This is a genomic window from Mycobacterium sp. IS-2888 (assembly GCF_001954215.1).
Lineage (GTDB): Bacteria > Actinomycetota > Actinomycetes > Mycobacteriales > Mycobacteriaceae > Mycobacterium.
In genome coordinates, this window is the sequence record NZ_MBET01000099.1 from 105,931 (window position 1) to 118,540 (window position 12,610).

Here is a 12,610-nt window from a genome sequence, read left to right on the forward strand (position 1 = left end):
GGCCTTTTGGTGAGCCAGATCCTGCCGACCGGGCTGGTGGCGAGCGCCGTGGTGTCGGCGTCAAGCGCGAATCTCGGCCCGGGTTTCGACAGCATCGGCCTGGCCCTGAGTCTCATCGACGAGATCTCCGTGGAGACAACGGATTCCGGCCTGACCGTCGAAGTCGAGGGGGAGGGCGCCGGGCAGGTGCCACTCGGTCCCGAGCATCTCGTGGTGCGCGCCGTCGAATGCGGGTTGCGCGCCGTAGGAGTCAAGGCCGCGGGCCTGGTGGTGCGCTGCCGCAACGCCATCCCGCATTCGTGTGGCCTGGGTTCCTCCGCGGCGGCGGTGGTCGGCGGCCTGGCGGCGGTGAACGGCCTTGTCGCACAAACGGATTCGACGCCGCTGACCGACGCTGAGCTGATCCAGCTGTCCTCCGAGTTCGAAGGTCATCCCGACAACGCCGCGGCGGCGGTCTTAGGTGGTGCGGTGGTTTCGTGGACCGACCGCGCGGGCGACGATGCCAAATACTCGGCCGTTCCGCTGCGACTTCACCCCGGCATCCATCTGTACTGCGCGATCCCCGAAGCGCGCTCATTGACCGCGGAGACCCGGGTGCTGTTACCCGCCCAGGTCAGCCACGACGATGCGACGTTCAACGTCAGCCGCGCCGCGTTGCTGGTGGTGGCGCTCACCGAGCGGCCGGATCTGTTGATGGCGGCCACCGAGGACGTGCTCCATCAACCCCAGCGCGCCCCGGCGATGCCCGCCTCGTCGGAATATTTGCGACTGCTGCGGCGTAATAACGTGGTAGCGACACTTTCGGGGGCTGGCCCGTCGCTCATCGCATTGACTACCGAGCCGGAACTGCCCTCGGAAGTGCGGGAGTACGGCGCCGCGAACGGATTTACCATCACCGAGATGACCGCCGGCGAAGCAGTTCGCTGGAGCCCGGGAGTCACGGTTCCCAGTTAATCCACAGCGTGGCCGGAGGGTTTGCTTGCTTCCGACAGGGATGCGGGTTATCCTCGGAGCCGTCCAGCAATCGCAGGATCTGCATCTGCATACATACTGCCTTGCCGCTAGGACAACACCAATTCTTCTCGTGAACGAGGTTCGCCGCTTACTCCGCCGATCAAGGCGATCACCGTTGCAGAGTCGATGATTGGTCGCACTCGGCAATTTGGCTGAATGCAACGAACCCCCATATCACGTGATCAACGGGGGAAGAAAGGAAATCCGTGACCGATACGGACCTGTTCACGGCGAGCGAAAGTACCGATGGCAGTCAGCCGTCGAATCCCGTGAACACAGACACGCCAGACGCCAAAAGCGAAGCCCCGGTTGGCTCCCTGTCCACCATGGTGCTACCCGAGCTGCGCGCGCTGGCTAACCGTGCCGGCGTCAAGGGGACGTCAGGCATGCGCAAAAACGAACTAATTGCAGCGATTCAGGAAATCAGGGGACAGGCCAACGGTGCGTCGGCCCCCACTGCCTCTCCTGACGCCGCCGACAAATCCGACACGACAACTGTCGAAGCGCCTGTCGCCGGAGGGGAACCCCAAGGGGAACAGAACGATTCGGCGACCGACGGCCCGCGCCGGGAACGGCGCGCCGCGACCCGTGACGCAGGATCGGGCACCCGCACCGCCGACGAGGCGGATCGCGAGGGCGCCCGTGACAGCAAGACCTCCGGCGAGGCCGAGAAGTCTGGCGAGGCCGACAAGCGTCAAGGGGGCCGACAGGACACCAAGACCGACGAGCGCGGGCAGGACGCCGGCGGCGACCAGCAAGCCTCGGGCGGCCAGCAGAATCGCGGCGGCTCGAACCAGCAAGACGACGACGGCGAGGGACGTCAGGGCCGGCGGGGACGCCGGTTCCGCGAGCGCGACCGCCGGCGCCGCGGTGAACGAGGTGGCGACGGCGCCGACGCCGAACTGCGCGAGGACGACGTCGTTCAGCCGGTGGCCGGCATCCTTGACGTCCTCGACAATTACGCGTTCGTCCGCACCTCCGGCTACCTCGCCGGTCCGCACGACGTCTACGTCTCCATGAACATGGTCCGCAAGAACGGCCTGCGCCGCGGCGACGCGGTGACAGGCGCGGTTCGGGTGCCCCGCGAAGGCGAGCAGCCCAACCAGCGCCAGAAGTTCAACCCGCTGGTCCGCCTCGACACCATCAACGGCGGATCCGTCGAAGACGCCAAGAAGCGGCCCGATTTCTCCAAGCTGACGCCGTTGTACCCCAACCAGCGGCTGCGTCTGGAAACCACCCCGGATCGGCTCACCACCCGCGTCATCGACCTGATCATGCCGATCGGCAAGGGGCAGCGCGCGCTGATCGTGTCGCCGCCCAAGGCCGGTAAGACGACGATCCTGCAGGACATCGCCAACGCGATCACCAAGAACAACCCGGAATGCCACCTCATGGTCGTGCTCGTCGACGAGCGGCCGGAGGAGGTCACCGACATGCAGCGCTCGGTCAAGGGCGAGGTCATCGCGTCGACGTTCGACCGGCCGCCTTCGGACCACACCTCGGTCGCCGAGCTGGCGATCGAGCGTGCCAAGCGGCTCGTCGAGCAGGGCAAGGACGTCGTCGTGCTGCTGGACTCGATCACCCGCCTGGGGCGCGCTTACAACAACGCATCGCCCGCGTCGGGCCGCATCCTGTCCGGTGGTGTCGACTCCACCGCGCTGTATCCGCCCAAGCGTTTCCTGGGCGCCGCGCGCAACATCGAGGAAGGCGGGTCGCTGACCATCATCGCCACCGCGATGGTCGAGACGGGGTCCACCGGTGACACGGTCATCTTCGAGGAGTTCAAGGGCACCGGTAACGCCGAGCTCAAGCTGGACCGCAAGATCTCCGAACGCCGTGTCTTCCCCGCGGTCGACGTGAACCCGTCGGGCACCCGAAAGGACGAGCTGTTGCTCTCGCCCGACGAGTTCGGCATTGTGCACAAGCTTCGCCGCGTGCTGTCGGGGCTGGATTCCCACCAGGCCATCGATTTGCTGATGTCGCAGCTGCGCAAGACGAAGACCAACTACGAGTTCCTGGTTCAGGTGTCCAAGACGACGCCTGGATCCATGGATACCGACTAGCGGGCAGCTCGCGCGAGGCCGGCCGTGGCGGAAACGCTTCAGCAGCTGCTTCGCGAACGCCTGGACCAGGACACCCCGGCGCTGAAATACGGCGAGCGGGTCTGGACCTGGCGCCAGCATCTTTCCGATGCGGCCGCCACCGCCGCGGCCCTGATCCGCGTCGCCGATCCGGACCGCCCGCTGCACGTCGGCACGCTCCTGGGTAATACCCCCGAGATGCTCACCGCCATGGCGGCGGCGGCATTGGGCGGGTACGTGCTCTGCGGGATCAATGACACCCGCCGTGGCGCCGCCCTGGCCAGGGACATCGTGCACGCGGACTGCCAGATCCTGCTCACCGATCCGGCGCACAAGGCAATGCTGGACGGTCTCGAGCTGCCCGGTGTGCGGGTGTTCGACGTGTCCGGTGAGGCCTGGCGGGCGCTGCTCGACGAGGCCGGGCCGCTGACTCCCTATCGCGAGGTCAGCGCTACCGACACGTTCATGATGATGTTCACCTCGGGCACCAGCGGCGACCCGAAGGCGGTGCAGGTCACCCATCTCACCGTGCTGTTCGCCGGCGCTACGCTGATCGCGCGGTTCGGGCTGGACGCGTCCGATGTCTGCTACATGGCGATGCCGCTGTTTCACGCCAACGCCCTATTCACCGGGTGGAGCGTGGCGGCGGGCGCCGGAGCGGCGATGGTTCCCGCCACCTTCTCGGCATCCCGGCTGCTGGCCGACCTGCGCCGCTACGGGGCCACCTTCATGAACTACGTCGGCAAACCACTGGCCTTTGTGCTCGCCACGCCCGAGCGGCCCGACGACCGCGACAACCCGCTGCGGGTCGCGGTCGGCAACGAGGCGAGCGATCGCGACATCGCCGAGTTCAGCCGTCGCTTCGACTGCACGGTGTGGGACGGCTTCGGCTCCACCGAGGGCGCCATCATCATCACTCGCGAGGACGGCTGCCCGCCCGGGTCGTTGGGCCGGGGTTTTCCCGGTGTCGCCATCTACAACCCGGACACCCTGGCCGAGTGTCCGGTCGCGACTTTCGGCGACGACGGCGCGCTCACCAACGCCGACGAGGCGATAGGGGAGCTGGTCAACACCACCGGCGCGGGATTGTTCGCCGGCTACTACAACGACCCGCAGGCCACCGACAGCCGACTTCGAAACGGCATGTTCTGGTCGGGCGATCTCGCCTACCGGGACGCCGACGGCTGGATCTACTTCGCCGGACGCAGCGGTGACTGGTTGCGCGTCGACGGGGAGAACATGACCACGGCGCCCATCGAGCGGATCCTGCAAAGGTTGACATCGGTGAGCCACGCGGCGGTCTATGCGGTACCCGACGAACAGGTCGGCGACCAGGTCATGGCGGCGATCGTGTTGCGCGACGGCGTCGCCCTGACGCCCGAGGAGTTCGGCCGGTTCCTGGCCGAACAGCCCGATCTATCCCCCAAGGCGTGGCCGCGGCATGTGTGGCTCACCGACCGACTGCCCACCACGGCGACCAACAAGATCATCAAGCGGGAGCTGGCCGCCCGCGGCACCAAGCCCGACGGCGGTGTGCTGTGGACGCGTATCGGAAAAACCGGCGTCTACAACCCGGCCTGATGCCGCCGGCGTCCCCGGGAATGCCGGCGCCCTGCTCGGCGTTTGGGCTGATGTAGGTTGACCTGGCATAATCGACGGTCGACTACCCCAAAGGACCAGATCAGGTCAATGGAGTTCGCGCCCGGTCCGGGCGGCCAACGATCAAAGAGGACACATGAAAGCTGACATTCACCCCGCGTACGAGGAGACCACGGTCCACTGCGGGTGCGGCAATACCTTCACCACCCGTAGCACCAAGCCCGGCGGCCACATCGTCGTCGAGGTCTGCTCGCAATGCCACCCGTTCTACACCGGCAAGCAGAAGATCCTGGACAGCGGCGGCCGGGTGGCGCGTTTCGAAAAGCGCTACGGCAAGCGCAAGGGCGGCGCCGCGGAGGCGGCCGCGCCGGAGCAGGCCGACAAATAGCTGGCTCACCGACGCCCGAACTGTGCTGATTTCGCACAGGCCGGGCGTCGGTTTGCGTTTGCGGGAGGAGGTGACATGACGCAGCCGGTGCAGACGATCGACGTGCTGCTCGCCGAGCATGCCGCCCTCGAGCAGCGGCTGGCCGATCCCGAGCTGCACAGCAATCCCGACGAGGCGCGCAAAGCCGGACGCCGGTTCGCCCGGCTGGCCCCGATCATCGCCACTTATAACAAGCTGGTGGCGGCCCGCGGTGATCTGGAGACCGCCCGCGAACTGGCCGCCGACGACGAGTCGTTCGCCGACGAGGTCACCGAACTGGAATCCCGGGTCGCTGAACTGGATACCCAACTCACCGACATGCTGGCGCCGCGCGACCCGCATGACGCCGACGACATCGTGCTGGAAGTCAAATCCGGTGAGGGCGGCGAAGAATCGGCACTGTTCGCCGCCGACCTGGCCAGGATGTACATCCGCTACGCCGAGCGGCACGGCTGGAACGTGACTGTCCTGGACGAAACCACGTCGGACCTCGGCGGCTACAAAGACGCGACGCTGGCTATTTCCAGCAAGGGCGACACGGCCGACGGCGTCTGGTCGCGAATGAAATTCGAGGGCGGCGTGCACCGGGTGCAGCGCGTCCCGGTGACGGAATCCCAAGGCCGCGTGCACACTTCGGCGGCGGGCGTGCTGGTCTATCCGGAGCCCGAGGAGGTCGGCGAGGTGCAGATCGACGAGTCGGATCTGCGCATCGACGTGTACCGCTCGTCCGGCAAGGGCGGGCAGGGCGTCAACACCACCGACTCCGCGGTGCGAATCACGCACCTGCCCACCGGGATCGTCGTCACCTGTCAAAACGAACGCTCCCAGCTGCAGAACAAAACCCGCGCGTTGCAGGTGCTGGCGGCGCGCCTGCAGGCGATCGCCGAGGAGCAGGCGCTGGCCGACGCGTCGGCGGACCGCGCGAGCCAGATCCGCACGGTAGACCGCAGCGAACGAATTCGCACCTACAACTTCCCGGAGAACCGGATCACGGATCACCGAATCGGTTACAAGTCACACAATCTCGACCAGGTGCTCGACGGCGACCTGGACGCGTTGTTCGACGCGCTGAGCGCCGCCGACAAGCAGTCGCGGTTGCAACAGGCATGACAGTCCTGCGGCGCGCAATCGACTCTGCTGCGGCGCAACTGGCCGAAGCGGGGATCGACTCTGCGCGTTTCGACGCGGAGGAATTGGCCGCGCATCTCGCGGGCACCGATCGCGGTCGGCTGAGCCTGGTCGAGTCCATCGACGACGAATTTCTCCCGCGTTACGCCGACGCCGTCGCCGCGCGCTCGCGGCGGGTTCCGCTGCAGCATCTCATCGGGACGGCGGCGTTTGGCCCGGTGCTGCTGCACGTCGGCCCCGGCGTCTTCATACCGCGCCCGGAGACGGAGTCGCTGTTCGCGTGGGCCTCCGCGCAGCCACTGGCCGCCCGACCGCTGATCGTCGATGTGTGCACCGGATCCGGCGCATTGGCCGTGGCGCTGGCCCGGCACCGTCCCGCCGCCCGGGTCATCGGTATCGACGACGACGAGGCCGCGCTCGACTACGCCCGCCACAACATCGAGGGCACCGAAGTCGAACTCGTCCGTGCCGATGTCACCGCATCGGGCCTGCTTCCCGAGTTGGACGGGCGGGTTGACCTACTCGTCGCGAACCCGCCCTACGTTCCCGACAGCGTCGTCCTGGAACCCGAAGTGGCCCAACATGATCCGCCGCACGCGGTGTTCGGCGGGCCGGACGGCATGACGGTGATCGCCGCCGTGGTGCGCCTCGCCGGGCGCTGGCTGGGCGTCGGTGGTCTGTTCGCCGTCGAGCACGATGACACCACGTCGTCGCGGACCGTCGAATTGGTGGAGAGCACAGGGCTTTTCGATGACGTCCAGGCGCGGCATGATCTGACCGGCAGGCCAAGGTTTGTGACGGCGCGCAGAAGGGGGATCCGTGGCTGAGGTATTCGACTGTGCCGACCCCGACCAGCGTTCGCTGGGAATCTCCTCGGCGGCGGGGGCGTTGAAGGGCGGCCGGCTGGTCGTCATGCCGACGGACACCGTGTACGGCATCGGTGCCGACGCGTTCGACGGCACCGCCGTGGCCGCGCTGCTCTCGGCGAAGGGCCGCGGCCGCGACATGCCGGTGGGGGTGCTGGTCGGCTCCTGGCACACGATCGAGGGGCTGGTCTACACGATGCCCGACGGCGCCCGCGAACTGATCCGCGCATTCTGGCCGGGCGCACTGAGTTTGGTAGTGACACAAGCACCGTCGCTGCAGTGGGATCTCGGCGATGCCCGCGGAACCGTGATGCTGCGAATGCCGCTGCACCCCGTCGCCATCGAGCTGTTGCGTGAGGTCGGACCGATGGCGGTTTCCAGCGCCAACGTCTCCGGCCGCTCGCCGGCGGTGAACGCCGACGAAGCGCGCAACCAACTCGGCGACCTCGTCGACGTCTATCTCGACGCGGGCCCATCCGAGCAACAGGCCGCGTCCACGATCGTCGACCTGACCGGAGCCGCGCCGCGCATCCTGCGGGCGGGGCCGGTCAGCGCCGAACGGATCGCCGAAGTGCTCGGGACGGACCCGGGAAGCCTCATCGCCTAGCTCGGCGCGGTGGATCTCAGGTTGGTGCAGTACGGTCTCGACGTGTCCAGCGACCTAGCCAGCCTTGCCGGTGGCTTGTTCGCCCTGTCCGATCGCGGCGCCGGTGTCCCGCTGCGCGAGCTTGCCCTCGTCGGGCTGACCGCGGCCATCATCACCTACTTCGCCACCGGACCGGTGCGGGTACTGGCCACCCGATTGGGAGCGGTCGCCTATCCGCGGGAACGCGATGTGCACGTGACCCCGACCCCGCGGATGGGCGGGCTAGCCATGTTTGTCGGCGTTGTCAGCGCCGTCTTCCTGGCGTCGCAGCTTCCCGCGCTGACCCGCGGATTCGTCTATTCCACCGGAATGCCCGCGGTGCTGGTGGCCGGCGCGGTGATCATGGGCATCGGCCTGATCGACGACCGCTGGGGCCTGGATGCGCTGACCAAGTTCGCCGGCCAGATCACCGCGGCGAGCGTGCTGGTCACCATGGGCGTCGCATGGAGTGTCATCTATATCCCGTTGGGCGGTGTCGGCACGGTGGTCCTTGACCAGGCCTCGTCGATCCTGCTCACCCTGGCGCTGACCGTGTCGGTCGTCAACGCGATGAACTTCGTGGACGGGCTCGACGGGCTGGCCGCCGGGGTGGGTCTCATCATGGCGATGGCGATATGCATGTTCTCGGTAGGTCTGCTCCGCGACCACGGCGGTGACGTGCTGTTCTACCCGCCCGCGGTGATTTCGGTGGTGCTGGCGGGGGCCTGTCTGGGCTTTCTGCCGCACAACTTCCACCGGGCCAAGATCTTCATGGGCGACTCCGGCTCGATGCTGATCGGTTTGATGCTCGCCGCGGCATCCACGACGGCCGCCGGACCCATCTCGCAGAACGCCTACGGTGCTCGCGATGTGTTTGCTCTGCTGTCACCCTTCCTGCTGGTGGTGGCGGTCATGTTCTTTCCGATGCTCGATCTGCTGCTGGCGATCGTGCGCCGGACCCGCGCCGGGCGCAGCGCGTTCAGCCCCGACAAGATGCACCTGCACCATCGGTTGCTGCAGATCGGTCATTCGCATCGCCGGGTGGTCCTGCTCATCTATCTATGGGTCGGCATCGTCGCGTTCGGCGCCGCGAGCACGATATTTTTCAACCCCCGCGATACCGGCGCGGTGATGCTGGGGGCCATCGTGGTGGCCGGGGTGGCGACGGCGATCCCGCTCCTGCGCCGCCGCGACGACTACGAAGACGAGGACTACGACAGATAGTAGTAGTTTCGGTCGCCGTATGATACGGTGCTGGTAGAACCCCGAATTGAAGCCTCGAGGGTTGCCGGCCAGCCGGCCCGCCGGACGCTTATCCGGTCGCGCCGATTCACGACCGACAAAGGGAGCTACCCCTTGGGTGATTCCAGTGTGACGTGCGATACGCTCGGCGGGCCACCGATCGGTCGGTCGGGGGACTTCCGCTCCACTACCTGGGATTGAGGTGCTGCAGTGACGACACCAGCGCAGGACGCGCCGTTGGTGTTTCCCTCTGTTGCTTTCCGTCCGGTTCGGCTGTTTGTGATCAGCGCCGGGATCACCGCGCTGGCGATCCTGGCCGCCGGATTGTCGGGTCACCTCATGTTCGGCGTGTTCTTCGGCGTCGGGTTGCTGTTGGGTTTGCTCAACGCACTCCTGGTGCGGCGCTCGGTCGCCTCGATCACCGCGAAAGACCATCCACTGAAGAGCTCGATGGCCCTCAACTCGGCGACACGGTTGGCGATCATCACCGTGGTCGCGCTGATCATTGCCTACGTCTTCCGGCCGAACGGCTTGGGTGCGATGTTCGGACTGGCGCTGTTCCAGGTGCTGCTGGTCGCGTCGACCGCGCTGCCGGTCTGGAAGAAGCTGCGCACCGGCGAGCCGGCGGCGACCGGCTCGGATGCGGAAGGAGGGAGCACCAGCGATGACTGAGACGATCCTGGCCGGGTCCCAAATCGAGGTCGGCGAGCACACCACCGCGACCTGGCTCGGAATGACCGTCAACACCGACACCGTCCTGTCGACCGCGATCGCGGCGGTGATCGTGATCGCCCTGGCCTTCTTCCTGCGCGCCAAGATCACGTCGAGCGGCGTTCCCAGCGGAGTCCAGTTGTTCTGGGAGGCGCTCACCATCCAGATGCGCAACCAGATCGAGGCCGCCGTCGGGATGCGCATCGCGCCGTTCGTGCTGCCGCTGGCGGTCACGATCTTCGTGTTCATCCTGATCTCCAACTGGCTGTCGGTGCTGCCGCTGCAGTACACCGACAAATCCGGCCACACCACCGAGTTGCTCAAGTCGGCGGCGGCGGACATCAATTACGTTCTGGCGCTGGCTCTTTTCGTGTTCGTTTGCTATCACGTCGCCGGAATCTGGCGCCGCGGCATCGTCGGGCACCCCATCAAGGTGCTCAAGGGGCACGTGGCATTTCTGGCGCCGATCAACGTCGTCGAAGAGCTGGCGAAGCCGATCTCGTTGTCGCTCCGACTCTTTGGCAACATCTTCGCCGGCGGCATCTTGGTCGCCCTGATCGCGATGTTCCCGCCGTACATCATGTGGGCGCCCAACGCGATCTGGAAATCGTTCGACTTGTTCGTCGGGGCGATCCAGGCCTTCATCTTCTCGATTCTGACGATCTTGTACTTCAGCCAAGCCATGGAGCTCGAGGAGCACCATGACTGAAACCTGGTAGACCGCTACCAGATAGCCACCACATAAAGGAGGAAAGAATGGACCCCACTATCGCTGCCGGTGCTCTCATCGGCGGTGGAATCATCATGGGTGGCGGCGCAATCGGAGCCGGTATCGGTGACGGTATCGCCGGTAACGCGCTGGTTTCGGGTATCGCCCGGCAACCGGAGGCGCAGGGCCGCTTGTTCACGCCGTTCTTCATCACGGTCGGTCTGGTTGAGGCGGCCTACTTCATCAACCTGGCGTTCATGGCGTTGTTCGTCTTCGCCACCCCCGTCACGTAGTTCGGCTGTGATGGGTTGCAATGGGTGAAGTAAACCCTATGGTTTTGGCGGCCAGCCAGGTGGTAGCAGAGGGCGGCAAGGGCGGCAGTAACTTCCTCGTCCCCAACGGCACCTTCTTCTTTGTGCTGGCCATCTTCCTGATCGTGCTCGCCGTCATCGGCACCTTCGTGGTGCCGCCGATTCTGAAGGTGCTGCGCGAACGCGACGCCATGGTCGCCAAAACCGCTGCCGACAACAAGAAATCGGCCGAGCAGTTCGAAGCGGCGCAGGCCGATTACGAGGCGGCCATGAAGGAAGCCCGCGTGCAGGCATCGTCGTTCCGCGACGACGCGCGCGCGGACGGCCGCAAGGTCGTCGAAGACGCGCGGGCCCGTGCCGAGCAAGAGGTGATGTCGACGGTGCAGGTTGCCTCCGAGCAATTGAAACGGGAAAGGGACGCAGTGGAACTGGATCTGCGCGCCAACGTCGGAACGATGTCGGCGACCCTGGCCAGCCGGATCCTCGGCGTCGACGTAACGACCTCGGCCGCGACAAGGTAATCATCAATGTCGACCTTCATCGGACAATTAATCGGGTTCGCGGTCATCGTGTTCCTGGTGGTGCGGTACGTCGTGCCGCCGGTGCGTAACCTGATGACCGCCCGGCAGAGCGCGGTGCGCCAACAGCTGGAGGACTCGGCCGCGGCCGCCACCCGGTTGACCGAGTCGACCGAGGCACACAGCAAGGCCGTGGAAGCCGCCAAGGAAGAGGCGCAGCGGGTCGTCGAAGAGGCCAAGACGGACGCGGTACGCATCGCCGAGCAATTGCAGGCCCAGGCCGATGTCGAGGCCGAACGCATCAAGGCGCAGGGCGCCAGCCAGATCGAGCTCATGCGGACCCAGCTCACCCGTCAGCTTCGCCTGGAGCTCGGCCACGAATCCGTGCGCCAGGCAGGCGAATTGGTGCGCACCTATGTCGCCGATGCGGACCAGCAGGCGGCGACGGTCGACCGATTTCTCGACGAGCTCGACGAGATGGCGCCCGCATCGGCCGAGGTCGCGTACCCGCTGCTGAAGAAGATGCGCTCGGCCAGTCGGCTGGCGCTGGGCGACCTGTCGGAGCGGTTCAACGACCTGGCCAAGGACCTGGACAACAAGGGGCTCACCACGCTCTCGGCCGAGCTGGTGTCGGTAGCCCAAATGCTCGACCGCGAAATCGTTGTCACCCGCTATCTCACCGTGCCTGCCGAGGACGCGGGCCCCCGCGTCCGGCTGATCGAGCGGCTGGTATCCGGCAAGGTCGGTGACGCCACGCTCGACGTGCTGCGGTTGGCCGTCTCGGAGCATTGGTCCGCCAACTCCGATCTGGTCGATGCCATCGAGCACGTGTCACGGCAAGCGCTGCTGGAAGTCGCCGAGCGCGAGGATCGGGTCGATGACGTGGAAGACCAACTGTTCCGGTTTTCCCGCATCCTCGAGGCACAGCCCCGGCTCGGCATCCTGTTGGGCGACTACGCCGCCCCCGCCGAGGGACGGGTTGCGTTGCTGCGCAAGGTGCTTGACAGCGCAAGCGGCAGGGTCACCCCGATCGCGAGGGCGTTGCTCACCCAGACCGTCGAGCTGCTGAGGGGCCAGCCGGCCGAGGAGGCCATGAAGCTCCTGGCCGAAGTGGCGGTGGCGCGGCGCGGCGAAATCGTCGCGCAAGTCAGTGCCGCGGCCGAACTCAGCGACGCCCAGCGCACTCGCCTCACCGAAGTGCTCAGCCGCATCTACGGTCATCCGGTCACGGTGCATCTCCAGATCGACGCCGAACTGCTGGGTGGACTGCTCATCGCCGTGGCCGACGAGGTGATCGACGGTACGCTCGCGTCCCGTCTGGCCGCGGCCAAAGCCCAGTTACCCGACTAAAGCACCCGAACCACATCCCACGCGAACGA

13 protein-coding genes are annotated in these 12,610 nt (G+C 66.5%); all 13 read left to right on the plus strand.

Annotated features, from left to right (window positions below; genetic code table 11):
- Nucleotides 1-6: 6 nt before the first annotated feature.
- The 13 genes from thrB to A5745_RS19385 all read left to right on the plus strand — a co-directional run bounded on the left by thrB (nt 7) and on the right by A5745_RS19385 (nt 12,581).
- On the plus strand, nt 7-954 hold the full coding sequence (thrB, locus tag A5745_RS19320) for a homoserine kinase (RefSeq protein WP_175879856.1): 948 nt from the start codon (nt 7-9) through the stop codon (nt 952-954).
- Between the two features lie 266 nt (nt 955-1,220).
- Nucleotides 1,221-3,077 carry a transcription termination factor Rho gene (gene rho, locus A5745_RS19330; RefSeq protein ID WP_076118174.1) on the plus strand — a complete coding sequence of 619 codons (1,857 nt, stop codon included), beginning with the start codon at nt 1,221-1,223 and terminating at the stop codon, nt 3,075-3,077.
- A 24-nt stretch (nt 3,078-3,101) separates the two neighbouring features.
- Nucleotides 3,102-4,676, plus strand: coding sequence for a fatty-acid--CoA ligase FadD1 (gene fadD1 / locus A5745_RS19335; RefSeq protein ID WP_076118176.1), 1,575 nt, complete (start codon nt 3,102-3,104; stop codon nt 4,674-4,676).
- Nucleotides 4,677-4,830: 154 nt separating this feature from the next.
- On the plus strand, nt 4,831-5,082 hold the full coding sequence (gene rpmE, locus A5745_RS19340; RefSeq protein WP_076060276.1) for a 50S ribosomal protein L31: 252 nt from the start codon (nt 4,831-4,833) through the stop codon (nt 5,080-5,082).
- A gap of 75 nt (nt 5,083-5,157) precedes the next feature.
- Complete coding sequence (prfA, locus tag A5745_RS19345) at nt 5,158-6,231, plus strand: peptide chain release factor 1 (RefSeq protein WP_076060278.1); 1,074 nt, start codon at nt 5,158-5,160, stop codon at nt 6,229-6,231.
- Nucleotides 6,228-7,076 (plus strand): peptide chain release factor N(5)-glutamine methyltransferase, encoded by an 849-nt coding sequence (prmC, locus tag A5745_RS19350; protein ID WP_076060280.1) that lies wholly within the window; start codon nt 6,228-6,230, stop codon nt 7,074-7,076. Before prfA ends, prmC begins: the two co-directional genes overlap by 4 nt.
- Nucleotides 7,069-7,722, plus strand: coding sequence for an L-threonylcarbamoyladenylate synthase (locus A5745_RS19355; protein WP_076060282.1), 654 nt, complete (start codon nt 7,069-7,071; stop codon nt 7,720-7,722). The genes prmC and A5745_RS19355 overlap by 8 nt, the downstream gene beginning before the upstream one ends.
- 24 nt (nt 7,723-7,746) lie before the next feature.
- Nucleotides 7,747-8,964 (plus strand): glycosyltransferase family 4 protein, encoded by a 1,218-nt coding sequence (locus A5745_RS19360; protein ID WP_139329702.1) that lies wholly within the window; start codon nt 7,747-7,749, stop codon nt 8,962-8,964.
- Between the two features lie 228 nt (nt 8,965-9,192).
- Nucleotides 9,193-9,654, plus strand: a complete 462-nt coding sequence (locus A5745_RS19365) for an ATP synthase subunit I (RefSeq protein WP_076060283.1) — start codon at nt 9,193-9,195, stop codon at nt 9,652-9,654.
- The gene (gene atpB, locus A5745_RS19370) at nt 9,647-10,402 is read left to right on the plus strand and encodes a F0F1 ATP synthase subunit A (RefSeq protein ID WP_076060285.1); all 756 of its coding nucleotides are present in this window, start codon (nt 9,647-9,649) and stop codon (nt 10,400-10,402) included. The genes A5745_RS19365 and atpB overlap by 8 nt, the downstream gene beginning before the upstream one ends.
- 47 nt (nt 10,403-10,449) lie before the next feature.
- Complete coding sequence (locus A5745_RS19375) at nt 10,450-10,695, plus strand: F0F1 ATP synthase subunit C (protein ID WP_066928722.1); 246 nt, start codon at nt 10,450-10,452, stop codon at nt 10,693-10,695.
- A 20-nt stretch (nt 10,696-10,715) separates the two neighbouring features.
- Complete coding sequence (locus A5745_RS19380; protein WP_076060287.1) at nt 10,716-11,234, plus strand: F0F1 ATP synthase subunit B; 519 nt, start codon at nt 10,716-10,718, stop codon at nt 11,232-11,234.
- A gap of 6 nt (nt 11,235-11,240) precedes the next feature.
- Entirely contained in the window at nt 11,241-12,581 is a 1,341-nt protein-coding gene (locus A5745_RS19385; RefSeq protein ID WP_076118178.1) for a F0F1 ATP synthase subunit B/delta, read from the plus strand.
- Nucleotides 12,582-12,610: the final 29 nt, after the last annotated feature.